This window comes from Bifidobacterium imperatoris (assembly GCF_002860405.1).
Taxonomy (GTDB): Bacteria; Actinomycetota; Actinomycetes; order Actinomycetales; family Bifidobacteriaceae; genus Bifidobacterium; species Bifidobacterium imperatoris.
The window spans coordinates 1-25,994 of sequence record NZ_NMWV01000026.1 but is presented as its reverse complement, the minus strand read 5'-3'; the positions used below and the strand labels follow the sequence as shown (position 1 = coordinate 25,994).

Genomic DNA, 25,994 nt, shown 5'->3' with positions numbered 1-25,994 from the left:
CCGCTCCTACGACACGGACAACGGCAGCGAGTTCATCAACCGCGACCTGATCGCCTGGCTGCAGGAGCGCGACATCGAGCAGACCCGCTCCCGCCCCTACAGGAAGAACGACCAGGCCACCGTCTAGTCCCGCAACAACCACGTCGTGCGCCGCCACGCGTTCTACTACCGGTACACCGTCGATGAGCTCGGCCTGCTCAACGAGCTATGGGAGCTGGTGCGCGTCAAGGCCAACCTGTTCACCCCGTCCAAGAAGCCGGTCGCGCGCGAAAGCACCCGGGACGGCCGTCCCCGCCGCGTCTACGACGCACCACGCACCCCGTGGGAGCGGCTCAAGGAGTTCGACGAGGCGGACAGGGCCGCCGGCGGCCCCGGCTTCATACCCGACGACAAGCGAGAGGAGATCGAACACACGCTCGCGACCGTGAACCCGGCCGAGCTCGTCCGCCGCATCCACGACATCCAGGACCGGCTCGAAGCACTGGCGGCACCGCGCACCGCGCGGCTGGCCAGACGCATGGGCCCGGACATGGCATACTTGAACAAGACGCTCGCCCGGATCGCGGGCGTCGAACCGGAAGACGACGAAACCCCACAAGCCGACGCGGACTAGGATTTCACGCTCACCACAGGTGAGGCACCACTCCGGATTACGCGCTCATTTTCAAATGAGGCACCTCGCATTTCACCCCTCGAATCAGTCAATACTGTCCCCAATTTGATTCATAGCCAGCTCTGATACCATGTCCATATTCATGGAGCAGAGGGGAATCTATGCCGACGACGCAGACGACGGTTCAAACGCAAACTCATACCCACACGCAAGCACAGACTCGAAACATCAACATCAACGACGATTGGCGACCGCTTCCACCGAGTGTGCGTAAGGTATGGCTGATTAATGAGGCAATCCAATGTGTCATTTGGCTTGCAGTCTGCGCTGTGATTGCAGCCGTGTGCATGGTGAATGATTGGTGGGGATTCTGGCAGCAACTTATTGTTGGGATTGCCGCAGCCTATGCGGTCCTGGATCTGGCCTCACAACCATTGCAGACCAAGTATTTGTATGCCTTCACCCGATTCCGCATCGGCGAGCGCGACCTTGCCACGCGCAAAGGCTGGCTGTTCCGCCGCTCCACCACCACACCATATACGCGCGTGCAGCATGTGGATACCAAGCAGAACCCCGTGCAACGGCACTTTGGCCTCACCACGGTGGTGGTGCACACGGCCGCCGACGAACATGAGATAGCCGCGCTAAACACCGCCGAGGCCGAGCGCATGGTGACCCTAATCACCGAACGCGTGGCTTCTGCCAAGGATGATCTGTGATGTGCCATACATGGCATAGGTTGCACCCCGCTTCTCTTATCATCGGGGTAATTGAAACAGCCAAGGGGATCATAGGATTATTCTTTGCGTTGCTGTTCATCGCGCGCAGGCATCTGTCCGTTACGACCATCGCGCTCATTTTTCTCAGCGTCCTGTTCGTCGCGCTTTGCCAGCCCATTGTCACTTGGCTGACCACCCGGTATCAACTGGGATCTGGCAAACTGTCGTTCAAGTCCGGCTTGTTGTTCCGCAAAAACAGAACGATCAGTTACGGCTCCATTCATGCCATCAATAGTTCGCAGCCTATCTATCTGCAACCGTTTGGGGTAGTGCGACTTACGGTGTCGGCAGCAGGTGCCGCAGATACCGATATTCGATTGGACGCTGTGCCAGCCGCGCTTCAAGCCGAATTGGAGAGATTGCGCGCGCAATCGCAATCCACAGTCGTGGCTTCAACCATAGCTGCGGTCGGCACTTCGGAGCCTTCAGCTCATGCCGATGCTGCAATCGACTCACCGCAGCATACCGACCAATCTGGCGCTCCAGCGATGGAACCGGCGCTAGGTAACCCCTCGCGGACGCCTCTGTTCCGCGCTTCTGTAGGCGATATTCTGCTGTTTGCCATTACGGATATCGGATTTCTAGCCGCCGCACTGGTGGTGTATGGCTTTGTGCAGCAAGTTCAGGATGTGTTGCCACGCAACCTGATGCATGAAGCCGAACGCTCGGTGGCGACCGCATTGACGAGCGGGGTGTTTTCGGCGGTATTGCTGGTATTGGCATGCGTGGCGTTGCTCATGGTGGTGAGTATCGTTACCTCGCTACTTCGTTTTTATGGATTCGAAGTGTGGCGTCGCGGCGATGATTTGGTAGTAGTACGCGGATTGCTTACCCGGCATACCACCACCATTCCGGTCAGTCGCATTCAGACAGTGACCATCAGGCAGTCGATGCTGCGCAGGCCTTTTCACCTGTGTTCGGTTGGATTGGGACTGAGTTCCTCAGTGGCTAATGGCAACAGTGAGGGAAGTGGAGCTTCAGCGGCGCAAATTCTACCGGTGATTAGTACCCACCGCGTGCATGCAGTGTTGCATGAGATATTGCCGGAATGGGGGCTGTCGGAAGTGTCAATAGTATTCGCTGGTCAGCGTCAACGTGCGTCTTCGGCGTCTTCAACGATCGTCGCGGAACATACGGAAGCCTCTGCGTATACGCCACGGCTGCACTATACCGGGCGCGGACTATTGCGGTATTACCTCACACTGCCGGTAGTTGCAACATTGGTTACCACACTTGCAGTCTGGCTCGGTTCTGATGCACATGCTGCGGTAGCGTTGCGCACTTGGTGCGCCGTTCCGGACTTGGGCTGGACATGGTGGCTGGTGAGTGCGCCTATTGCGCTGGGATGGTGGTGGATTATGTGCCGCCTGTTGAGAGCGCGCAATGAAGGATTTGCCTTGTTCGGCGCCGGTGACGCTTTCCAATGCTCCGCACGCATTCTTGTTACTGGAGCGCTTCGACTTACTCGATATGAGCTGATTACGCGGCGTGCACGGGTGCAATCAATAACGCGATACACAACATTGTGGCGCGAACCGCGCGGCATCGAACGCGTGCAGATGTCGTTGTTTGTAATGAACGGCATCAATGAGCTTCGGTTCATGTTCCTGCATCGCGCCGATGCCGAGGCCCTACAGCGATGGGTGGAACAATGACTGTGGGCTCTTCCCGAGAGAAGAGCCCACATGGAATGCATCAGATAATGCCGCGATCAGCTAGTGGTCCTGATCCTGCAATTATGGACTCGTTCTATCGAACGAGACTCAACATTGGCCTCACCACTGTCGCGGCTCGGCGCAGGCCCTGCAGGAAAGCACACTGTGCTTTCCTGCAGCCTGATCGCGGCTAAATAATGCCGCGATCAGCCAACGGGCCTGCCCAGCTGCCGTCATCTTCCGGCTCGCGGGCGGACTGGATTTGTTCTTCGGGCCAGTGCTTGGCGGGGATGGTCTTGGGCTTGAACGGGAACTTTTCGGCGCGCATCTTCTCGTAGGCGGCGATATCGTCCTCGTGCTGGAGCGTCAGATCGATGTCATCGTAACCGTTCATCAGGCGCCAACGGGTGTAGTCGTTCACCTCGAACGGGAGGGTCACATCACCGCAGGTCACGGTGCGAGTTTCCAGAGAAACCGTCATTTCGCGGCCGGGCTCCTCTTCGAGCAGCTTCCACAGCAGCTCGACGGACTCCTGCGGCATAATCGCGGCCAGCACACCATTCTTGGCGGTGTTGCCATAGAAGATGTCGGCGAAGCTCGGGGCAATCACCACGCGGAAGCCGTAATCATGCAGCGCCCACACAGCGTGCTCACGAGAGGAACCGATGCCGAACTCCGGGCCGGCCACCAGAATCTGGCCCTTGCCGGCGTATTCCGGCTGGTTCAGCACAAAGTTCGGATCGCGGCGCCATGCGTAGAACAGGGCGTCATCGAAGCCGGACTTGGTAACGCGCTTCAAAAATACTGCCGGAATAATCTGATCAGTATCCACATTGGAGCGGCGCAGCGGCACGCCCACGCCGGTCAAAGTAGTGAGTTTTTCCATAATCTAACGTCCTTTACAGATCAGCCGGGCTGGAAATCGTGCCGCGGATTGCGGTGGCGGCGGCAACGGCTGGAGAGGCCAGATGCGTGCGCGAGCCCTTGCCCTGACGGCCTTCAAAGTTACGGTTCGACGTCGAAATCGAGCGCTCGTTCGGCACCAGCTTGTCCGGGTTCATGCCGAGGCACATCGAGCAGCCGGCGTTACGCCATTCGGCACCGAAGTCCTTGAACACCTTGTCAAGTCCTTCCTTCTCCGCTTCCAAACGCACGCGGGAGGATGCCGGCACGACCAGCACACGGTGAATCGAATCGGCCTTGTGACGGCCCTTCATAATTGCGGCGGCCTGGCGCAGATCGTCAATGCGGCCGTTGGTGCAGGAGCCAATGAACACGGTATCCACGGCAATGTCCTTAATCGGCATGCCGGGCTTCAGACCCATGTATTTGATTGCGCGCTCAGCTGCGGAACGCTCGGTAGCGTCGGCAATCTTGGCCGGATCCGGCACATCAGCGGTGATCGGCAGACCCTGACCGGGGTTGGTGCCCCAAGTCACATATGGGCCAAGCTTCGTGGCGTCAATATCCACCACCTTGTCGAATACGGCGTCGTCATCGGTCTTCAGCGTCTTCCAATACGCCACGGCCTTGTCCCACATCTCACCTTCCGGCGCATGCGGGCGCCCCTTCAGATATTCGAACGTGGTCTCATCAGGAGCAATCATGCCGGCGCGGGCACCTGCCTCAATGGACATGTTGCACACGGTCATGCGCTCGTCCATCGTAAGGTTGCGAATGGCCTCGCCGCGATACTCGATCACGTAGCCCTGGCCGCCGCCGGTACCGATCTTGGCGATAATCGCCAGAATAATGTCCTTGGCGGTGGCGTCCGCCGGCAGCTTGCCGTTGACGTTAATGGCCATCGTCTTGAACGGCTTCAGGCTCAGGGTCTGCGTGGCCATCACATGCTCGACCTCGGAAGTACCGATGCCGAATGCGAGAGCACCGAACGCGCCATGAGTAGAGGTGTGCGAATCGCCGCACACGATGGTCATACCCGGCTGAGTCAAGCCCAGAATCGGGGCGAACGCGTGCACGATGCCCTGGTCGGCATCGCCCAGCGGGTGCAGTCGCACACCGAATTCCTTGCAGTTCTTCTCCAAAGTGCTCAGCTGCAGGGCGCTCGTCTTGTCCGGATTCGGTCGATCGATATCCACGGTCGGGGTGTTGTGATCCTCAGTGGCGATGAGCTGATCGACGTGGCGCGGCTTACGGCCGGCCAAACGCAGGCCTTCGAATGCCTGCGGACTGGTGACCTCGTGCATGAGCATCAAATCGATGTACAGCAGATCGGGAGCGCCGTCGCCGCCCTTGCGCACCAGATGATCGGCCCAGACCTTCTCGGCCAGTGTCGTTCCCATAGTGTTCCTCCAAAAAATTCCGCGCGAGGTATTGTGTTCGCGCCTTGTTCGTGGTATAAGCCTATGTGGTCATGTTGGGCTCGGCCTTGCTCAGGCCGGATATTGAGATAACCGCGTTAATACTTGTTTTTGCGTTGCTTCGTGCTGTCCGTGGATACCTTATATACTGTGTCAAGTTGCTCTTGTGCGCCGATTTCTAACATCGTGGATGATGTTTTGAGCAGCGACCACCAAGTGAGACACTTCCTCGATTTGGTATTTCACTATGTGAGATGGCATAATCACATGTATTATGACTGATTCCCAAGAAGAACCTTTAGAAGCCGGCACCACCGCGCCCGAGTCGCTTGAGACCGCCCCTGCTGCAGCAGCCACACCTGCGTCCGACGGGGAGATTCATTCCGGCGTTGGTGTGCTCGATAAAACCGTGAAAATTCTCGACGCGCTCGAATCCGGACCGTCCACGCTCGGCCAGCTCGTTGCCGCCACCGGCCTGGCCCGACCGACCGCACACCGTTTGGCCATTGCGCTTGAGCGCCATCGCTTCGTACTGCGCGATCAGCATGGCCGATTTGTTCTGGGCTCTCGCTTCGCCGAACTCGCTGCAGCAGCCGGCGAGGATCGCCTGTTGACTGCCGCTGGCCCGATCCTGCAGACCCTGCTCGACCGCACCGGCGAATCCGCACAGATTTACCGCCGTCAGGGCGACCAGCGCGTGTGCATCGCCGCTGTGGAACGCGTCTCCGGTCTGCGCGATTCGATTCCGGTGGGCGCCATGCTGTCGATGGAAGCCGGTTCAGCCGCTCAAATCCTGCTGGCTTGGGAAGATTCCGAACGTCTGCACCAGGGTCTGCGTCATGCGAAGTTCACCGCCACCAAGCTGGCCGCCGTCCGCAAGCGCGGCTGGTCTGAGTCCGTGAACGAGCGCGAAGAGGGCGTGTGCTCCATCTCCGCTCCGATTCGCAACGCCTCCGGCCAGGTCATCGCTGCTATCTCCATTTCCGGCCCGACCGGCCGTATGGGTGCAGCTCCCGGCCGCCGTTATGCTCCGCTGGTCATGGCTGCTGGCAAGTATCTGACCGAAGCCCTAGTAAAGGCCGTCCGCTAGGTACCACTCAGCCAATAATCGGCTCCGCATCAAGCCCCTCAGTATTACGAAGGTCGCTCACTGGGACATTCCCGCGAGCGGCCTTCGCCGTTATATGCACAGATATACTTACGATTCCTAATACGCCGACTCTCGCCACCCTTGATTTACTTTTGACTGTAGGAATTTGAACACCGACTGTAGGGGATTGAACACTGACTGTAGGATTCCTAACGTATTTCGTTCAAAAACCTACAGTCAGTGTTGGAAAACCTACAGTCAGTGTTGGAATTCCTACAGTCTTCGTGCAAAAACCTACAGTCAACAGACTCAAAGATGGTGTAGCAACGACTCGCAATCACGCAGACTCACCAGCAGTACAAACGGTGAACCTTCACGCACCCCAGTTCACGGCAGATTGATGGCAATATCGTGGAATACGTCGGCCACTTTGTTCCAGAACGATGGCTTGCGCAGCAAATCGTCGCCCTCACCTTCGCCGGGCACACTTTGGTTCACCGCATAGGTGTACACCTGTTTAGATGAGCTGGGCTTCCCCACCAACTCGCCGAATTCCAACAATTGCGTGCGCGGCTCATAGGGGTGGCGAATATCGAATTCAATCAATCGCGTCGCACGCTTCGACGGTGCCGGACCGTAAGTATTGAACCCGCAGGTCGGCGTGGCAATCAACGTGATTCCTTCACGCTCCCCTACGAATCCATTGCGATGATCATGGCCTGCGGCCACAGCAAAGTAGCCACCGGTATCCCGCAAAATCGCAAATTCATCTGACTGGTCTGGGCAAGAGATACCCTCACCGAGATACCCACCAGGCTGGGTGCGCTCCTCATCAAGAATGTAGTAGGCATTGGCATGATTGCGATACCCCTGCATTGCATAAGCGGTATTGGCTGGCACCGGCTTGAGCACATCGTAGTATTCCGGCAGCGGCATGTGCTGGAATACCATCGACTCCACCATCGGACACGAATCAGATACCATCTCCTCCACATCCGATTCTCCGCTCAGCAGCCCTGGCACACGACGCAGAAAATCAAGCGCACGCTCAGAGGGCACTCCGAAACCGCCGCCATGCGCATAGTCTCCTGAATCCAGAATGACCAAGCCCATCACGTTGCGACTGTTTTCTACATCCCTTACTGGCAACGCCAACGTACCCGGCTCACACGTATATATGGTCTGGTCAGGAAGCAACGCGTCAGCCGCATTGATGCAACCAGGGAATTCACGATATATGGCATCAAGCTCGGCATTGCTTAATCCACATTGAAAATCATGGTTGCCGTAGGTCACCACCCACGGCACTTTGCGAGCTTCAAGAGGCGCCACGAATTGGGCGGTTGCCTCACGCACCATAGTGCGCGTCTTCTCTAGAGCGCTCTCGCTAATGAAGTCTTCACTCCAGCGGCGTTTACGGAACGAACCGGCGAACGACGGACTGAATCCGGCAATCTGATTGCCGGAGAACACCACCAAATCCGGACGCGTGGCGTCAAGGCTTGCTTCGAGCAGCGCAATCGTATCTTTGGCGATTTTCGGCCCGTCTTGAATGTCAGCCACCTGCAATACGCGGAATTTACCAGACGTGTGGAATTGCAGTCGACCAAGTCGCGCGGAAATAGAAACCGGACGATCATCCCCGGCTTCGACCGGCTTGATGCGTGGCTTAAAACCTTCAGGAGCTCGCTGTGTTTCCGTCATGCACACCACTGTACACATGCAATCTTGAAACAGACGGCAGTCGCGCAGGCAAAACAGGCCGTATGTACGCGCTCTGACGCACCCGCCGCGCACATACTGCCGAATAACAGCCCAATACAGGCAGTGACTGCGCGCCACATACGTGCAGACGCGCAGTTGCTGCCTGCAGCGTCCCCACAACCATGCATCCAAGCAAAAGAAAAGACCCACCGGAGTGGGCCTTTTCTACAAGTTCAACTTTACGAGCAGAATCTCTGCACAACATCATCGTTGCAACGGTAAGTCTTTCCAATGCCCGTCCAACGTAACAGTCCTCGTGACCATACACTACTTGTGGGCTCTGCTCTGTTCAGTTGTTCTTGTACCTCATAATCTATTCACGTAGGTCTGATACCGCAAGTTGCATTCCGCTGTTGTTCGGTTTTTATCGCAACTGTTCAATCGAACTCAGGTACATCCAATAAACGAACGGTTGCTTTCGATTCGAACCCGTCCGATGTTTGTTTCTGTTCGATTCGAACGAATTTCCGGCGTGTCGCACACAACTTCAACACCAACATGAACGGAGTCTGAACTCTGGCGCGTAACCGCTAATCCGGCCACACCAAAGCCTACGATGTAAGCTATGGCACAGATATTTGACGCACCCTCAAAGGCAATCCTGCGAAGCCAAATCGCAGAGCACATTGCCGAAACAGACAAGAACGACCGCCGCGTCGATAAGGAAGGCGAAGCTCCGCTGCCGCAGGATCGCTTCTTCGACCGCGAACTGAGCTGGCTCAAGTTCAACCAGCGTGTGCTTGAGCTTGCAGAAAACGAAGATGTTCCGCTGCTGGAACGTGCTAACTTCTCTGCGATTTTCGCTTCGAACCTTGATGAATTCTTCATGGTTCGCGTCGCGGGCTTGAAGCGCCGTATCGATTCCGGCATCGCCGTGCCCTCCGCAGCAGGACTAAGCCCGCGCCAGCTGCTGCGCGCTATCAGCGAAACCGCGCACCGCCTGCAGGATGAGCATGCGCATTACACCATCAACACCATTCTTCCCGAGCTGGAGAAGGAACACATCGTTCTGCTGACCTGGGACAAGCTCACCCCGGCCGAGCAGGAGCGCCTCTCCCGCTACTACCGCCAGCAGGTCTTCCCCGTGCTGACCCCGCTCGCAGTGGATCCGGCCCACCCGTTCCCGTACATCTCCGGCGGTTCCATCAACCTCGCCGTGATTGTGGAAAACCCGGCTTCTGGCAAGTCCCACTTCGCCCGCGTCAAGATTCCGGGCAACCTGCCGCGTCTCGTGCCGGTGGACGACATGACCGACGAAGAGTCCAAGGACGAGCGTTACGGCTTCATCACGATGGAGAAGCTCATCGCCGCTCATCTGGAATCCCTGTTCCCGGGCATGATTATCAAGGAAGCCCGCTCCTTCCGCGTGACTCGTAACGAAGACATCGATGTGGAAGAGGATGACGCCGAGAACCTGCTCAACGCTATGGAGAAGGAACTGCTGCGTCGCCGCTTCGGACCGCCAATCCGCCTGGAAATCACCGACACCACCAGCCCGTTCCTCTCCCAGCTGCTCGCCGACCAACTCGGTGTGAGCCAGGACGAGGTGTACCGCCTGCCCAGCCCGCTGGACATGACTGTGCTCTTCGAGCTCGGTGCCGTTGACCGCCCTGACTTGAAGAATCGTCCGTTCGTACCGACCACGAACCGCCAGATCGCTGAAGTCGAGTCCTCCCGCGCACAGGATATTTTTGCCGCCATTCGCGAACGCGATATCCTGCTGCACCACCCCTACGACTCCTTCTCCACGTCGGTTCAGGCCTTTCTGGCACAAGCTGCGGCAGATCCTAAGGTCCTGGCTATCAAGCAGACGCTCTACCGAACCAGCTCCAACTCCCCGATCATCGACGCACTGATCGATGCCGCTCACGCCGGCAAGCAGGTGCTCGCCTTGGTGGAGATTAAAGCTCGTTTCGATGAGGATGCCAACATCGCCTGGGCCCGTAAGCTCGAACGCGCTGGCGTGCACGTGGTGTACGGCATCGTGGGTCTGAAGACGCACTGCAAGCTCATCGAAGTCGTACGTCAGGAGGCCGATGGCCTGCGCCGCTACTGCCATGTGGGCACCGGTAACTACAACCCGAAGACCGCACGTCTGTACACCGATCTGGGTCTGCTGACCTGCGATCCGGTAGTCGGCCAGGATTTGACCCGCCTGTTCAACCAGCTTTCCGGTTACGCTCCGAAGTCCAGTTTCCATCGCCTGCTGGTCGCGCCGCGCACCGTGCGCACTGGTCTCATCCAGCGCATCCGCCGCGAGGAGGACGCCGCCCGCGCCGGCAAGGAAGCATGGATCAAGATCAAGGTCAACTCCATTGTGGACGAGAAGACCATCGATGCTTTGTACCGCGCTTCTCAGGCCGGTGTGAAGATCGACATCGTCGAGCGCGGCATCTGCGCTCTGAAGCCTGGCGTTCCGGGACTTTCCGAGAACATCCGTGTGCGCTCGATTCTCGGCCGCTTCCTTGAGCACTCCCGCATCTACGCCTTCTGCAACGCCGATGGCCCGCAGATTGGCGAAGGCCCAGCTTCCGGCCCGGAGGTGTACATTGGTTCCGCTGATTTGATGCACCGTAATCTCGACCGCCGTGTGGAGGCTCTGGTTCGCGTCACCGCTCCGGAGCAAATCGACGAGCTCATCAAGTATGTGGACCTGCAGATGGCTGATTCCACCGTGAGCTGGCACATGCAGCCGGACGGCACCTATGTGCTGCACACCAAGGATGATGAAGGTCGTCCGCTGGTGGACAGCCAGGAGTACCTGATTCGTAAGCACACGCGCCGCCGCGCTTCCCACAACTGACGCACGCCCAGCGTGAACGCTAACACGAAAACACTGGTAGACTGTTAGCGGACAGATAGTAATTGATGCCCGGTTTCCTGTATTCACACAGGGAACCGGGCATCGTCATTTTGTAAGCACAAACTACGTAGCGGCAGCTGTTTTGCCCTACAATAACCAGTGATGGGTAGCAATAATATGAGGCATGTCACAGAAGCCGCCGGTGGAATCATCTATCGGTGGAAGACCGCCGAGAGCCCTGCTGCGGGGCAGCACAGCACCCGGGAACAATCACCAACGAACGAATCTCCCAGCGCCGTCGACGCACAGGCGCTATCGGACTCATCGCACAACGTACTCAGCCAAATAGAACTGTGCGTAGTGCACCGGCCCAAGTATGACGATTGGAGCTGGCCCAAAGGCAAGCTTGACCCGAACGAATCGCATAGGCATGCGGCCGTGCGTGAAATGGGCGAGGAAAGCGGCCTGCCTGTGGCACTCGGCGCATATTTGGGCGACGTCACCTACCCCATCGCCGAGGAAGGTGCCAAGCATCGCCACACCAAGAACATTTCCGAAGACGGCAAGCATGTGATGTTCTGGATGGCGCATCCCATCAGCACCGTGGATAATCTGCGCCGCACGCACGCGTTTGGCCCGATACATCGCGCGGATGAAGGTGAGATTGATGAAGTGCTATGGCTGACTCCGCTGGAGGCGCGCAAGAAACTGACACACTCCACTGATAAAGATGTTCTGGCACTGTTTGTCGACCGCGTGCAAGAAGGCGCGCTGAAGGCGCAGCCGGTGATTATTGTGCGGCATGGCAAGGCTGAGGCCCGCAAAATGTGGAAGGGTACGGACGCGAACCGCCCGATTACGCCGCGCGGAGCGGCCGCAGCTTATGCACTCAACCCAGAGCTCGCCTGCTTCAATCCGGTTCGTCTGGCCACATCTCCTTGGCTACGCTGCCAGCAGACTTTGGAAACATTCGCATGGGAAACCAATAGCGAAATGGTGAAGCTTGATGATTTGACCGAAGATGCGTTCGCAGCCAATCCATCAGCTGCGTGGGAATGCTTGCTCAGCGAGATTGATTTTGCGCTTGAACGCGAGCAGGGTACGGCGATTTGCATGCATCGGCCAGTGATCGGCGGCATGTTCGAGCATTTGCGGGCGATGTGCCGGCCTGCGGCGCTTGGCAAGCGGCTTATTGCGAAAACACCGTTCATGCCAACCGGTACAGCGGTAGCATTATTCGTTGTCAGCACTCCGGATGGCCCGGAAATCATCGATATTCAGAAGGTTCAACCGCTTGTCTACTAGGCCCGCATTCCCTGATTCCTCCAATTCTTCAGCTGCAGCTGCGGCCGCACATGCTGCCTCGCACGGTTCCGGTTTAGGACCCGGCTTTGGTTCGCTGCGCGCGGCTGGTGCTGCGTTCAGTCCAGCTCGCATGGGTTCGCTGCGCCCGTCACGCCCCGCTCAGCTCGACCCTGCTGTGGCCGATGGCTTGGCAGGCGGCATGGATCCGCAGGCGCTCAGCGAAATGAGTCATTTGTCTGCTGCGGCATTGCTGGATCGTGTGCGGCATAGCGAAGATCCAGAAGTTGTGCAGCGCGTATTGACTTTGGTGGAAACTGTCGGCGTGGATGAGATTGCGGAACTGTGGAGTGACGCTGAGCCGGATTCATTACCTGGGGTGCTGTGGCGGCTCTATATGCTGCGCACTTGGATGCGCAATAATCGTGATTCGATTGCGCAATTGTGGCGGCTCGGCGAGCCGGTAGCCACCACGGCTTCGGCGATTGCAGGTGTAGATCAGGCGCCTACTGAAGACGATATCGTGCGACTCGCTGATTCGATTCTTTCCGGTGCGTTCGTGGGAGATTTTGCTGTGGCGTTGGAGCGTGCGGCCGCGTTTACGGATGTGGTGGCACTGGGATTGCGCGTGGCGGCAAAGCGGAGTGCTCCTGCCGGGGCGGAGCTGACGGCGAAACAAACCGGTGATGCGACGCATCCAGCGACTCGAGCAGCTCGGCTGCTGCATACTTCAGCGAATCTTATGACTACTGCGCGCACATTCGAGCAAGGCGCTCATCTCTGGCGCCGCGGTCGGCTGGAGTAATGCAATGCAATCGGCTGAGAGAAACCCACAGCGAAGCAGCCGATAAACAGTATCTGAAGAAGTCTGAGTGCCTAATTCCGGCGTGCCAAAATCAGCCCACACGCTATACTGGGGAGTCGCGTCGGGCCGTGCTTAAGCCCCGGGCTCCATTTTTTGCCGCCGCGAGCGGCCCTTGCGCCGACAGGCGCTTTCGCGGCTCGACGCTTCACACTTCTCCCACGCACAAGCGCAAGCGCCGCAATCACAATTGCGGCTGTGCACAAATACAAAATAAGTGGTGCTCCTGCCTCATCATTTAGGCAGGAGCACCACCCATTACATAGTCAGTATTGACTTCGGAGAAACCGCTGCACAGTAGTACTCCGCACAGCGCACTACCTCACAGCAATAGTGCGCCAAGGTGTACAATCATACTGCGGTCTCAATGATTCAGAGTCAACGATTGCGCATTCTGCGAACTGCAGCGAGCGCAGCACCGGCAGCCAGGAACAGCACAGTCATGCCAGCGAACACGCTTACATCCGCACCGGAATTGGCGAGGTTACCGTTCGACTTAGCGGCCTTTGGCTTAGCAGCATTCGGCTTCGGCTTATTGCTGTGGTTGCCGTTGCTCTGGTTCTGATTGTTGGTGCCACTGTTGTTATTGTTGGTGCCACCATTGGTATTGGGGTTGCCGTTATTATTCGGATTTTCTTGCTTGATAACCTGCGCCTGCTGACCGGGCTCAACGTTCGTCACATTGCCATTGGCATCAAGAGTGACCTTGGAGCTGAACGCGGCGGCAAGGTTCAGACGCTGCCAACCATCGGAAGTGGAATCGAACGGGTAACCGGACTGGATTTCGGTACGAGCCAGCACCTCACGGCGCTGATCAGCGGTCAGAGTCGGGAACACGGTACGCAGCAGAGCCTCAGCACCGGCAGGAACGCGAGCGGCCTGATTGGTGGCGCCAACCGGCTGGAAGCCGTAGGTGAGGCGTTCGGTATAGACGTCGACAGCAGATTTCACATCGGTGACCGGCTCGGTGGCTACAGCATCAGTGTTGAGATTCTTGTAACCATTAGTGGTGTTTGCCTTAGTGTTGGCAATGATTTCCTCAAGGGTGTTGCCATAGCCGGCTTCCTGACCGCGCTTGGTCAGATAGTCGCGCAGCTCCTGCTGGGCAGGCTTGATGACCTGTTCGAAGTAGACGTCATCATTCAAACGGCCTGCAGCGGAAGCCTCACCGACAATGCGGCCGCCAATTACATCCAGCGGGTAGTGCACACCGAGCACGATGCGGTTGTTACCGCCCTCAGCCGCACGAGCCGCAATCTGCGGAGCGAATTCCGGCATCATCGCGGCCAGAGTCAGGCCGGACGTGTAGAACGCCATCGTATGGCCGGAAGGGAAGGACTGCGAAGGGTTGTTTTTGTACTGGCCATTGGCATCCAGCGAGCCGGCAAGACCGGAATATCCGGCGCCGTGAGGAAGACCACGGAACGGATCCTGCCACGGGTTGTCCCAATCGGCGGCACGCTGAATCGGCAGTTCGGCCTGCAATCCCTTCAAATCGTTCTTGCCGTTCGCGCTACGGTCGAACAAATCACCACCGGTGGTCTTGTTCAGGGACGGACGAGGATAGTTAAAACCGTATTTTGCACCGGTGACGGGAATGTAGCCGACCATGCCATTGAGCAGATCATACGTCTTCTGCAATGCGCGGGTCTTCGTATTCGGGTCAGCCACCATGCCATCCCAGAACCATTCGCCCATGATTGGACCGAAAGCGTCCACAAACGTCTCACGGTTGTTCTGATCGCCATCAATCAAGGCCTTTTGCAGCTGAGTGTAATGCTCATCAACCTTGGTACCGGCAGCGTCATCATCAGCTGCCTTATTGTTGATGGCAACGGTCAGGTCATCATTTTCCTTGAGAATAGATGCTCCGGCATCAGTCACGTCACCACGGAATACAGTGGTTTCATCATTGTTTGGGTTGGCCACTGGAACCCAGTAGTTGTTGAACTCCTTGAGCAGCGCCTGCGGGTTGGCCTTGGTGCTGTCAGATGGATATACAGGTTGATCCTCTGCCATTGCCGGCACTGCGGCTGCAAAGCTTGCGGCGAGCGTAGCGACGGCGGCGAGGGCGGCAAGCGCGCGCTTGCCTGATGTGAATACGGACATTACCCCTCCCTCATTGATATAGGTCCGCACGGATTGATGTTGTTTTCGACCATCAATCGATGAGAACGTTGGGGTCAGAACGCACAAATATCTTCAATCCCGGCCAAAAACGCCCTCATTTTCAATGTTAGGAAAGGCACATGTCCCTTATGGTTGCGCACCATGAATACGACATGACAGCTTATTGAACAGTGCAATGCGGCAATGTAGTTGCGATGGCACGGCTACAATTGAATGCCCCATGCTGTCTTTCCGTCGAAATCTCACTGCTATATGCCATTAGTCGTATGCCGCAGCACATCACAAAGCACGCGCTTCATCACCGCTCTAGGTGATTTCTCTAGGGACAACGGGTAGGCTTAGGAATCATGGAATTGCATGTACTCAATCATCCGCTGGTCGAGCATAAGCTCACCGTACTGCGCGACAAGAACACCCCCTCCTCCACCTTCCGCGAGCTCGTCTCTGAGCTTGTGATGCTCGAAGCCTACGAAGCCACCCGCGATCTTTCCGTAGTGGCCACTCCGATCGAGACCCCGGTCGCTCCGATGACCGGCAAGAAGCTCGCTTCCCCGCGCCCGATTATTGTGCCGGTGCTGCGCGCTGGCCTCGGTATGCTCGACGGCATGACTCGCCTGATTCCGACCGCTGAAGTCGGCTTCCTTGGCATGAAGCGCGACGAAGAGCACCCCACTCAGCAGATCACCTACGCGAACCGTCTGCCTGAAGACCTCTCCGGCCGCCAGTGCTTCCTCATCGACCCGATGCTCGCCACCGGTGGCACTCTGGTTGCCGCCACGCATTATCTGGCCGAGCGCGGCGCCAAGGACGTGACCGCCATCAACATCATCGCCGCCCCTGAAGGCATCAAGTACGTTGAAGAGCATATCGACCCGTCCATCGACTTCAAGGTCGTGGTGTGCGCCGTCGATGAGAAGCTCAACGACAAGTGCTACATCGTGCCGGGACTCGGCGACGCCGGCGATCGCCTCTACGGCGTCATCGACTGATGGAGCGTATACCGACTTTTCTCAGCGCTCGACGCACCTCAGTGCGCCTTCGGCTTCGAACGTCGGTCTCCGCACACATCAGTCGATTCCGCTACGTGATTGGTTGAATGTGCATCAGCGCCGCTTTGCTGACACACGCATTAATCAATTCCTCATCATCAATTGCTGCGTGATTGGCTGATGCTCCTCTTATAGCTCCCCTCGCTGAGGGGAGCCTTTATTTTCAAGGACTGTATGCAAATAGACATTATTGCGCCTGGGCGCGTGAAGGAACGGTATCTTCGCGATGCCATCGACGAGTATTCCAAGCGTCTTTCCCGCTATTGCAAGCTCAACATCATTGAAGTGGCGGACGAGAAGACCCCCGAGCACGCTTCCGAGGGCGTCGAGCGGCAAATCAAAGCCAAAGAAGGCGAGCGCATTGCCAAACATTTGCGCGATAATGCCTATGTGATTGCGCTGGCCATTGAAGGCAAGCAACTTACCAGTGAGGAACTTGCCGCAAAAATAAATGATTTGGGACTGCGTGGCACCAGTCATATTCAGTTGGTCATCGGCGGATCCATCGGCCTTGATGATGCAATCCTGCGTCGGGCTGACTTTAAGCTCAGCTTCTCAAAGATGACGTTCCCACATCAACTGATGCGCGTGATTCTACTTGAGCAGATCTACCGCGCCTATAAAATCAACGCCGGCGAGCCGTATCACAAGTAATCCCACCGTGTGGCAATTCCTCCACCGTGTGGTTTCGCGGAACAGCAGAATAACGCCATTCTGGCGGAATAAAGCCATTCTGCATTACCACACCGCGGAGGATTTACCACACCGTGGAAATGTGCTTGTGATAGCAAGCACTGCGACTTACTGTGCGTCAGGCACGAACGCCTCGAAGATGTGGCGGTCGAAGTACTGGTCGCACTGGGCCAGCTCATCACTGCTGCGCACAGTCCAAGACACCGGCATGGCACCCATCGCACGAGCCAGACGAACCTGTGGGGACGCTCCACCGGTCCAGTCATAAGCCACGAAATCAGGGCGAGACATCCAGTCGAATGCCAGCAGACCTGCAGCCCATTCCACTGGGCCGTCCGCGGCCAACTTGGCCGGCCAGCTCAACTGGCCGCGGCACACTTCCGGATGATGTTCCCTGTACCAGTTCACGGCACCGGGATGGAAGGATTCGATCACATACGGGCCGTTATACGATTCCAGCAGCGCGTGACCCTTCTCCATCAGCTCTTCAGTACGAGCATCCCAAGCACTGTTGTCGCTGAACTTGTATTCCACAATCAGCGGAGCACGACCGGCGACTACCTTGAGCACGTCGGAGAACAGCGGTACATGCTGGTAGTAGCCGTCAGGAGCGGTGGACGGCGTGACCACCAGCGGCGGGTTCGCGTCGGCACCCGGCAGCGGCTTGGCCTTCAAATCACCAGGCTTGGAGCCGGGGAACAGCGGGATACGAGTCAGCTCGTCGTAAGTAAGGTCCTCGATGCGGCGTGGATCACCAGCCACGCGCTTGAGATCAGCGTCATGCACCACGACCACCTGGCCGTCGAGCGTGAGTTGCAAATCAAGTTCGATACCATAGCCTGCTTCGCAAGCGGCCGCGAACGCAGCCAGCGAGTTTTCAGGAGCGATTGGGCCGGCAACATCCGGGCTGCCATAGCCGGCCTTCATAGCCATGCGGCGGGCCAATGCCACATATTGCGCATTCTCGGCGATAGACGCGTTTGCGGCATCCTCCTTGGCGCTAATGGGATTGTCGCCAGAGTAATCCTCCACTTCGCTCGGGTTCACGAGCCCCGAACCGGCGTCATGCAGGCCGCGATGCGCGTACCATACCTCAGGAATGGACGGCACAAAGTTGCGACGCTTATCGTTGAAGGTACGTGGGGCAATTGCCCAGACGGCAGCACCAGCGGCCGCGACGCCTGCCAGTGCGGCATTTCTCAACAGTTTTGAAGACATTGGAATCCTTCCCGTTAGTGGTATCAGATTACCGCCGCACCGGCGTTCAATGAGGCCGTTCGTCCATGAACTTCTTGTGAATTTGCTGGCAGCTTACAGTGCGTCCGCGAGCCACTGTGGAGTATTGGGATCCTCGGGGTCGAGTGCGCGATCGGGATGGTTGGCGTGCAACGGTTGCCAGCTGAAATCGTCCAACAGCTCGGCTGCAGCAACAGGATCAGAAGTCGGGCGCAGCCGCAGAAGCCACGCGCAGAAGCCAATGATCTGTTCAGAAGTGACTCCGCGAGCACGCAAGGCTCCCATATCCAGTGAGCGTTCGCGCTTGGCGAGGCGGCGACCGGACGCATTGTCGATGAGCGGCAGGTGAGCGTACGTTGGAGTCGCCGTTCCTGCAGCAATTCCGGCCTCAGCCTCAGCCGATGCACTATGCTCCGGCTGGAATCCGCCAGCCAGCAGGCAGTGCCGAATCCACATTTGCAATGCTGTGGAACGCAGTAGATCACGGCCTCGTACGATGTCATTAACGCCCATATCAAGGTCATCAACGACTACGACCAGCTGATAGCCGAACAATCCATCGGCTCTGCGAATTACTGAATCGCCGACTTCTCGAGGCAAATCATATTGTTGACGTCCATACACACAATCGTCGAAAGACGCATCCCGCTCTGGGGAACTTTGCGGCATAGCGATGCGCATGGAATGCTGATCGCCCTGAGCCAAACGAGCCTGTACTTCCTCGGGATGATCCTGCAATAGCCGGCGACACGTTCCAGGGTAGACCATGAATCCATCGCCTTCATTGGGCGCGGATGCGGCGCGAATATCCGCGCGCGAACAGAAGCATGGGTAGAGCACGCTCTGCATTGAATCGTCCATGCTCACGTTTTGCAAGCATTCGAGCGCGTATTCGTAGCGTTCAGTGCGGCGAGACTGATACATCGGCGAATCAGCATTGTCCCAGTCGAAGCCCAGCCAGCGCAAATCATCCATCATGAGCTGGTCCGCGCCTGCAATCACGCGCGGCTTGTCCACGTCCTCGATGCGCAACAGCATGCGTTCGCCACAAGAGCGGGAGGACAGCCATGCCGCAAGCATGGCATACACGTTGCCAATATGCATGCGCCCCGAAGGGGTGGGCGCAAATCGTCCGGTCATGGCTTCCTCCCCAAACTTCAACCTTTCAGCCCTGCCAAAGCGACAGTACAACTGCAACAGCATTCATAGTAACGAAATGGCTCTCTCCACACATATGCATATGCAGAGAGAGCCATTCAGCGCTCAGTTGTTAAGCAGATGTCACTTGTCTTCAGAGACCTTGCCGACCTTCACGGCCGGGTCATCACCAACAAGCTGGTCGCTGGCCCATGCGGAGAGCTCCAAGTGCTCGCCACCGGTCTGGTCGACCAGCACGGTGTCGCCGTCGTGAACCTTGCCGGCCAGCAGCATACGTGCCAACTGGTCGCCAACCTCGGTCTGCACCAGGCGACGCAGCGGACGAGCTCCGTACGCCGGTTCGTAACCCGTGTTGGCGAGCCATTCGCGAGCCGAGTCGGTCACGTCGAGCGTGATGCGGCGATCGGTCAGGCGCTGAGCCACACTGTTGACCTGGATGTCCACAATGCCGCCCAATTCCTCGCGGGTGAGCGGGTGGAACATCACAATGTCGTCCAGACGGTTCAGGAACTCCGGCTTGAAGTTCATGTGCACCGCGTCCATCACAGCCTTCTTCTTGGCATCCGCATCCAGATCCTCGTTCACCAGGAACTGCGAACCCAAGTTGGAGGTCATGATCAGAATCGTGTTCTTGAAGTCCACAGTACGGCCCTGACCATCGGTCAGACGGCCATCATCGAGCACCTGCAGCAGCACGTCGAAAATCTCCGGATTGGCCTTTTCGACCTCATCGAACAGCACGACGGAGTACGGACGACGGCGCACGGCCTCGGTCAGCTGACCGCCCTGCTCGTAACCCACGTAACCAGGTGCGGCACCAATCAGGCGGGACACGGACGCTTTCTCCATGTACTCGGACATGTCGATACGCACCATAGCCTTCTCATCGTCAAACAGGAAGTCTGCGAGCGCCTTGGCCAGTTCGGTCTTGCCCACACCGGTCGGACCGAGGAACAGGAACGAACCTGTCGGACGGTTCGGGTCGGAGATGCCGGCACGAGAGCGGCGCACCGCATCGGACACGGCTTGAATGGCCTCTTTCTGACCAATCACGCGCTTGCCGAGGTAGTCCTCCATGTGCAAGAGCTTCTCGTTCTCCCCCTGCATCAGCCGACCCACAGGGATGCCTGTCCAGTCGGACACAATCTCAGCCACGGAGTCGGCGTCCACACGGTCCGGCACCATCGGCTCGTTGTCCGGGTTAGTGGAACCAGCATCCTTGGACTCGGCGTCCGCGTTCTCTGCGGCTGCGAGTTCCTTCTGGATGGAAGGAATCTCACCGTAGAGGATCTTGGAGGCTTCGGCCAGGTTGCCTTCACGGGTGTACTTGTCCGCCTGCACGCGCAAATCATCGAGCTTGGCACGCAGGTCGCCAACCTTGTTATGGCCGGCCTGCTCAGCATCCCAGCGCGCCTTGAGACCGCTGAGCTTCTCACGGGTGTCCGCGAGTTCGGCTTGCAGCTTGCCCAAGCGTTCCTTGGATGCCGGATCCTCAGCCTTCTTGAGCTGCATTTCCTCCATCTCGAGACGGGTCACCTTGCGTTGGAGCTCATCGATTTCCTCCGGGGAGGAATCGAGTTCCATACGCAGGTGCGCAGCCGCCTCATCGACCAAATCGATGGCCTTATCAGGCAACTGACGGCCGGAAATGTAACGGTTGGACAGCGTTGCGGCGGCGACCAGCGCATCATCACCAATGGTGACCTTGTGGTGCGCCTCGTAACGCTGCTTCAAACCACGCAGAATAGCGATGGTGTCTTCAACGGAAGGCTCACCCACGAACACCTGCTGGAAACGACGCTCCAGAGCCGGGTCCTTCTCGATGTTCTCGCGGTATTCATCCAGCGTGGTCGCACCGATCAGGCGCAGCTCGCCACGGGCCAGCATAGGCTTGAGCATGTTACCGGCATCCATCGAACCCTCGGCAGCACCCGCGCCCACGATGGTGTGAATCTCATCGATGAACGTAATAATCTGACCATTGGCGTTCTTGATTTCGTTCAGAACGGCCTTCAGACGCTCCTCGAATTCGCCACGGTACTTGGAACCGGCCACCATCGAGCCCAAATCAAGGCTGATGAGTTTCTTGCCCTGCAAAGTAGTCGGCACATCGCCGGCCACGATACGCTGGGCCAAACCTTCCACGACTGCGGTCTTGCCCACGCCAGGCTCGCCAATCAGCACCGGGTTGTTCTTGGTACGGCGGCTTAGGATCTGAATCACACGGCGGATCTCCTGATCACGGCCAATCACCGGGTCAAGCTTGCCTTCCTTGGCTGCGGCGGTCAGGTCGGTGGAGTACTTCTCCAGAGCCTTGTACGAGCCTTCCGCATCCGGGCTGGTGACTTTCGCGCCACCGCGCACGCCCGGCACTGCCTTGCGCAGCGCAGCTGCGGTCACACCGTTCTTCTCCAGGATTTCCGCCGACTGGTTCGGCTTGCTGGCCGCGATACCGATCAGCAGGTGCTCGGTGGAGACGTATTCGTCGCCCATCTGCTGCATTTCCTTCTCAGCCTGGGCGATGGCGGCGGTCAGCTGACGGCTGGCCTGCGGCTGCGAAGTAGTGGAACCGGATGCGCTCGGTAGCGCGACCAACGCGTTGCGCACGGCGGCACCGATGGCTTGCGCATTGCCACCTGCGGCCTCAATCAGCGAGCGCACCACGCCGTTTTCCTGGCGCAGCAGCGCATCCATCACATGCAGGGTCTCAACCTGCGCGTTTCCAGCGGCGGACGCACTCTGAATCGCGTCGCCGACGGCCTCTTGGGCCATAGTGGTGAACTTCTGTTCCATGATGTGTTCCTCCCAAAGTCTTCTTGTATGTCCGTCTGCTGCGCGCATGCAGCGCATACGGCCCGCGGAATTCGGCCACACAGCCCAAAACCACGCCCGCATGCCACGCCGCACACCTACAGACAGGCATTCGTGTCATGTTCTGACTCGTTCAACCGACCTAGAGGCCATTCTATTCCCAAAAGTTGAGCGAAGGTGACTCAAGTTTTGAATTCACTCTGAATTGAGCAGGGCAGCTCCTATTGTGGGCATCGTTCGTGCCACTTAAGTTGCGCGCAACATTCCCCGAGGGACAAGAAGAAGCTTCATGATTTTCCAATCCGGCGCGCTGCTGCTCGCCATTCTGGGCCCATACGCACTGAAACACCTGCACATCTTCGGCGAGCGCGACTACAAGGTCGCCCAAGGCTTGGTATTCAACCTGACACTCCCCTGCGCCATCATCCTGTCGTTCGCCACCAACAAGCACGACATGCGCATGCTGTGGATTGTGCTGTTCGGTTTCTTTGCCTGCGCAATCCCACTGTTTATCGTGCACCTCGGCTCGCACGGCGACGAACGCAACTATCGCGCCTTCCAGATGCTCAATGCATCCGGTCTGAACCTGGGTGCGTTCTGCCTGCCCGTGGTACAGACGTTCATGGGCGCATCGGCCGGTCTGCCCATCATCATGCTCGATATCGGCAACGCCACCGTGGCCACGGCCGGTTCGCTCACCATTACGCGCACGCTGCTCAAGATGGATGAGAACTTCAAGTCATTGCCGTTGAGCTTGCGGCTGCGCAATATAGCCCATGATTTTCTGGGTTCGATTTCGTTCGACATCTACATGCTGATGCTGGTGTTCATGTTCCTGCACATCACGATTCCGCAGCCTATCGTGACGCTCATCACCCCGTTCGCCAACGCGAACGCCTTCTGCGCGATGGCCATGATTGGCCTGATGATGGAGATTCCGGACAATCGTAAGGATCGCATGGAACTACTCAAAGTGATTGGCTGGCGCGCGCTATTTGGCGTGATTATCGCGGTGGCCGCCTGGTTCCTGCTGCCGTTTGATATGCGTATTCGCGAGATTATCGTACTAGGCTCCTTCGCCCCGATCACGATTTTCTCCACCAAGTTCACCGATTCCCTGACCGGCAACGCGAAGCTCGCCGGATTCTCGCTGACCGTGACCGCCATCATCAGCCTAGTGGTAATGACCGTGCTGCACGCTCTACTGCCGGGTGCGTGACAGCGGGGTTGGGCAGGCACCCCGTACCCCAATCCGGCAGTATCTGCGCGTCCGCACACAATCCACGCGCAGTTACTGCCTGTTCCGGACCTCCACCCGGCAGCAACTGCGCGGATTGACGTACCCCTCGCGCAGTTACTGCCGGCTTAATCCAAAAAAGAGGCAGTATCTGCGCACCGTATTCGTCCGAACGCGCAGTTACTGCCTCTTAAGCCGTCCATAATGCCGCATGGGCAAACAAAATCAGGCGCGCACAATCACGTTGCGCAGGTCGCCGATGCCTTCCACATGCACGATCGTCTCGTCGCCCGGATCGAGGTGTCCGGACGCGTTCGGCGTACCGGTCATAATCACATCGCCAGGCAGCAGCGTGGAGAACGAGGAGATTGCGGCAATCTGCTCCGGAATGCCGTGAATCAGGTTCGCGGTGGTACCAGATGCCATCGACACATCCTCACCGTTGAGGGTGAAGGAGATCTTCGCGTCCTTCCAGTCCAGGTCGTCGCGCATCACGATCCACGGGCCAAGCGGGCAGGACGTATCGAAACCCTTGGCGCGCGTCCAAGTCGGGTCGAGACCCTGCAGGTCGCGCAACGTCACGTCGTTCACGCAAGTGAAGCCAAGCACGTAATCCATAGCCTTCTCGACCGGCACATTCTTGGCGATGCGACCCATCACCACGGCCACTTCCGGCTCGAAGTTCATATCCTTGGAGCAGGCTGGGTACACAATCGGATCGTCCGGGCCAATCACAGAGGTGGACGGTTTGGTGAAGATGACCATGTTCTCCGGTGCGTGCGCAATCTCGGAGTGACCGGCTTCATGCATGAACTGCGCATGAGCCTCGTAATTCTTGGCCAGACCATACACCTTGGAGGGAATGACCGGGGCAAGCAGGCGTACACCGTCTGCGTCTACCGCGTAACGATTGCCCGTGGGCTTGACCTGGTCGCCGGCCAGCGGATGGCCATCCAGTTCGATGAGGTAGTCTTTGCCGTCAACCGGGTCCTTCTGCACGAAGGCATAGCGCGGCGCATCATTCAAAGAAAATCGTGCAAGTCTCATAGCTCCTAAGCCTACTACCGATATGTATTGCCCGCCGCAAGCAGCGGGGTGGTACGACTCACGCACCGCACAGCACCACCTTCACGCAGGACTTCAAGAATCAGACATCATTACAAACTTTGCGATTGTAAGCATGGATAATAATCCATCGGGGGATTGCGCAGCGATTTATAGTATGGATGAAATTACTAGGTTCTTCGACCATGTTTTTCAGTAGACTCAACAATCTTCCAGACTTATCGCTATATCTAATCGTATCTAACACTCTCTCTCGATAAGATAGAAGATAAGATACGATAAGATACCGGCAGAGCACACTGCAGCGCAGCTACTTCAGCAGCCAATCAACAACATTCCTAATGGTTATACCTTCGTCGGTGACCCCCAAACCAAAATGATCCAGCGTCAGCACCATGCGAGAGAAAGCATCATTTAGCTTCTGCAAAGGAGCCAATTCACGAGCACGCGTGTTTTCGTCAGTCATATTCAACGTGACCTGAATATACATTTTCTCCGAACCTCGTCGAGCGACAAAGTCAATCTCCCCATCCGGCAACATACCAATCGACACTGAATATCCGCGTCTGCGCAATTCCATATATACGATACCTTCAAGCTGGGCGCCTTGATCGGAACCATCGAACCCATGCGCAAGATTGCGGAAACCATTATCTACTGGGTAGTACTTGCGTTGCGGCCGCAGTAGCTCTTTGCCTCGAAGCCGAGATTGTTCGCAGCCGTATATGATGAACGCTTTCTCTAAAGCATCAATTTGATTGTCAGCAGTCAAATTGGTAATGCCGATACCAGCTGATTTTAATGTGCCCACCACTTTGTTGGTGGAGACGACGTGCCTCACGTTTTTTGAGCGCGTAGGGTGTGGTGGTGCCTCATCGGGAATGAGCGCGAACGGTATCGGTCCTGTTTGGCTTGTCTTATGGAAGACAGGATCAGCATGGCGACGAAGCGGCAGGTCACCCTGAGATTCAGGGATGAATACATGAAGGCGTCGAAGAAGGACAAGGGACGCATCCTCGATGAGATGTGCTCCGTGCTGGGAATCGGCAGGAGCACCGCGAGACGCAGACTCACGGAAGCCGGGCGCGGCAGGCCGTCGATGTCGCCCGCGGAGCGGCCGAAGCGGTATTCGGAGCAGTCGCGCGAGCTGCTGGTCCAGGTGTGGCTGATGATGGATGCGCCGTGCGCGAAGTACCTCAAGGCGATGCTGCCCCTGTGGATGCCCATGCTGCGCGCGCACGGCGAGCTCGCCGACTGGGACGGTTTCGCGTTCCGCGAGCTGGAGCGGATGAGCGCGGCCACGATGGACCGGTACCTCAAAAAGACGCGCGACGCGGCACGGCCCAGAGGCATCTCCACTACCCGGCCCGCCGGGGAGCTGCTGCGCAACTCGATCACGATCAGGAAGGCCGGCGACGAGCTGGAC

Annotated in this window: 20 protein-coding genes and 1 pseudogene; 11 read left to right on the top strand and 10 right to left on the bottom strand. The window is 57.7% G+C overall.

Annotated elements, in window-relative coordinates:
• Window positions 1–145 precede the first annotated feature (145 nt).
• Both Tam1G_RS09510 and Tam1G_RS09505 read left to right on the top strand, forming a co-directional pair.
• Window positions 146–613, top strand: coding sequence for a hypothetical protein (locus Tam1G_RS09510; protein ID WP_243394879.1), 468 nt, complete (start codon window positions 146–148; stop codon window positions 611–613).
• 161 nt (window positions 614–774) lie between these two features.
• On the top strand, window positions 775–1,332 hold the full coding sequence (locus Tam1G_RS09505; protein WP_101626339.1) for a PH domain-containing protein: 558 nt from the start codon (window positions 775–777) through the stop codon (window positions 1,330–1,332).
• A 77-nt stretch (window positions 1,333–1,409) separates the two neighbouring features.
• Here the strand turns inward: Tam1G_RS09505 and Tam1G_RS11965 are convergent, their stop codons facing one another.
• Window positions 1,410–1,616: a hypothetical protein gene (locus Tam1G_RS11965; RefSeq protein ID WP_242689739.1), complete on the bottom strand. Its 207-nt coding sequence runs from the start codon at window positions 1,614–1,616 to the stop codon at window positions 1,410–1,412.
• On the opposite strand from Tam1G_RS11965, the gene Tam1G_RS09500 reads away from it, so the two are divergent.
• Window positions 1,572–3,047 carry a PH domain-containing protein gene (locus tag Tam1G_RS09500; RefSeq protein WP_243394880.1) on the top strand — a complete coding sequence of 492 codons (1,476 nt, stop codon included), beginning with the start codon at window positions 1,572–1,574 and terminating at the stop codon, window positions 3,045–3,047. The two genes, Tam1G_RS11965 and Tam1G_RS09500, sit on opposite strands and share 45 nt — an antisense overlap.
• A 190-nt stretch (window positions 3,048–3,237) precedes the next feature.
• Here Tam1G_RS09500 and leuD read toward each other — a convergent pair whose 3' ends face one another.
• On the bottom strand, window positions 3,238–3,933 hold the full coding sequence (leuD, locus tag Tam1G_RS09495) for a 3-isopropylmalate dehydratase small subunit (protein WP_033889903.1): 696 nt from the start codon (window positions 3,931–3,933) through the stop codon (window positions 3,238–3,240).
• 13 nt (window positions 3,934–3,946) lie between these two features.
• The gene (gene leuC / locus Tam1G_RS09490; protein ID WP_033889906.1) at window positions 3,947–5,350 is read right to left on the bottom strand and encodes a 3-isopropylmalate dehydratase large subunit; all 1,404 of its coding nucleotides are present in this window, start codon (window positions 5,348–5,350) and stop codon (window positions 3,947–3,949) included.
• A gap of 292 nt (window positions 5,351–5,642) precedes the next feature.
• Between leuC and Tam1G_RS09485 the strand changes: the two genes are divergently transcribed.
• The gene (locus tag Tam1G_RS09485; protein WP_033889907.1) at window positions 5,643–6,458 is read left to right on the top strand and encodes an IclR family transcriptional regulator; all 816 of its coding nucleotides are present in this window, start codon (window positions 5,643–5,645) and stop codon (window positions 6,456–6,458) included.
• A gap of 387 nt (window positions 6,459–6,845) precedes the next feature.
• Here the strand turns inward: Tam1G_RS09485 and Tam1G_RS09480 are convergent, their stop codons facing one another.
• Window positions 6,846–8,162 carry a metallophosphoesterase gene (locus Tam1G_RS09480; protein WP_101626337.1) on the bottom strand — a complete coding sequence of 439 codons (1,317 nt, stop codon included), beginning with the start codon at window positions 8,160–8,162 and terminating at the stop codon, window positions 6,846–6,848.
• A 625-nt stretch (window positions 8,163–8,787) separates the two neighbouring features.
• Between Tam1G_RS09480 and Tam1G_RS09475 the strand changes: the two genes are divergently transcribed.
• The 3 genes from Tam1G_RS09475 (at window position 8,788) to Tam1G_RS09465 (ending at window position 13,132) form a co-directional block, all read left to right on the top strand.
• Window positions 8,788–11,025 carry an RNA degradosome polyphosphate kinase gene (locus Tam1G_RS09475; RefSeq protein ID WP_033889910.1) on the top strand — a complete coding sequence of 746 codons (2,238 nt, stop codon included), beginning with the start codon at window positions 8,788–8,790 and terminating at the stop codon, window positions 11,023–11,025.
• 177 nt (window positions 11,026–11,202) lie between these two features.
• Window positions 11,203–12,330 carry an NUDIX hydrolase gene (locus Tam1G_RS09470; protein WP_242689681.1) on the top strand — a complete coding sequence of 376 codons (1,128 nt, stop codon included), beginning with the start codon at window positions 11,203–11,205 and terminating at the stop codon, window positions 12,328–12,330.
• Entirely contained in the window at window positions 12,320–13,132 is an 813-nt protein-coding gene (locus Tam1G_RS09465) for a hypothetical protein (protein ID WP_101626335.1), read from the top strand. The genes Tam1G_RS09470 and Tam1G_RS09465 overlap by 11 nt, the downstream gene beginning before the upstream one ends.
• Window positions 13,133–13,567: 435 nt before the next feature.
• Here the strand turns inward: Tam1G_RS09465 and Tam1G_RS09460 are convergent, their stop codons facing one another.
• A complete protein-coding gene (locus Tam1G_RS09460; protein ID WP_101626334.1) occupies window positions 13,568–15,298 on the bottom strand; it encodes a phosphatase PAP2 family protein in 1,731 nt (576 codons plus the stop codon).
• Window positions 15,299–15,666: 368 nt separating this feature from the next.
• Here Tam1G_RS09460 and upp point away from each other — a divergent pair, with 368 nt between their 5' ends.
• Window positions 15,667–16,308, top strand: coding sequence for a uracil phosphoribosyltransferase (gene upp / locus Tam1G_RS09455; protein WP_101626333.1), 642 nt, complete (start codon window positions 15,667–15,669; stop codon window positions 16,306–16,308).
• 234 nt (window positions 16,309–16,542) lie between these two features.
• Window positions 16,543–17,022 carry a 23S rRNA (pseudouridine(1915)-N(3))-methyltransferase RlmH gene (rlmH, locus tag Tam1G_RS09450; protein WP_101626332.1) on the top strand — a complete coding sequence of 160 codons (480 nt, stop codon included), beginning with the start codon at window positions 16,543–16,545 and terminating at the stop codon, window positions 17,020–17,022.
• 147 nt (window positions 17,023–17,169) lie between these two features.
• Here the strand turns inward: rlmH and Tam1G_RS09445 are convergent, their stop codons facing one another.
• The 3 genes from Tam1G_RS09445 to clpB form a co-directional block, all read right to left on the bottom strand.
• The gene (locus Tam1G_RS09445; protein WP_101626331.1) at window positions 17,170–18,279 is read right to left on the bottom strand and encodes a glycerophosphodiester phosphodiesterase family protein; all 1,110 of its coding nucleotides are present in this window, start codon (window positions 18,277–18,279) and stop codon (window positions 17,170–17,172) included.
• Window positions 18,280–18,372: 93 nt separating this feature from the next.
• Entirely contained in the window at window positions 18,373–19,437 is a 1,065-nt protein-coding gene (locus Tam1G_RS09440; RefSeq protein ID WP_101626330.1) for a glutamyl-Q tRNA(Asp) synthetase, read from the bottom strand.
• Window positions 19,438–19,578: 141 nt separating this feature from the next.
• Window positions 19,579–22,248 (bottom strand): ATP-dependent chaperone ClpB, encoded by a 2,670-nt coding sequence (gene clpB, locus Tam1G_RS09435; protein ID WP_101626329.1) that lies wholly within the window; start codon window positions 22,246–22,248, stop codon window positions 19,579–19,581.
• Between the two features lie 307 nt (window positions 22,249–22,555).
• Between clpB and Tam1G_RS09430 the strand changes: the two genes are divergently transcribed.
• Complete coding sequence (locus tag Tam1G_RS09430; protein WP_101626328.1) at window positions 22,556–23,485, top strand: AEC family transporter; 930 nt, start codon at window positions 22,556–22,558, stop codon at window positions 23,483–23,485.
• Between the two features lie 243 nt (window positions 23,486–23,728).
• Here the strand turns inward: Tam1G_RS09430 and Tam1G_RS09425 are convergent, their stop codons facing one another.
• Window positions 23,729–24,550, bottom strand: coding sequence for a fumarylacetoacetate hydrolase family protein (locus Tam1G_RS09425; RefSeq protein WP_101626327.1), 822 nt, complete (start codon window positions 24,548–24,550; stop codon window positions 23,729–23,731).
• A 328-nt stretch (window positions 24,551–24,878) separates the two neighbouring features.
• Window positions 24,879–25,409 carry a DUF4143 domain-containing protein gene (locus tag Tam1G_RS09420; protein ID WP_242689682.1) on the bottom strand — a complete coding sequence of 177 codons (531 nt, stop codon included), beginning with the start codon at window positions 25,407–25,409 and terminating at the stop codon, window positions 24,879–24,881.
• A gap of 78 nt (window positions 25,410–25,487) precedes the next feature.
• Here Tam1G_RS09420 and Tam1G_RS09415 point away from each other — a divergent pair.
• Window positions 25,488–25,994, top strand: a pseudogene (locus Tam1G_RS09415) (integrase catalytic domain-containing protein); the annotation flags it as partial.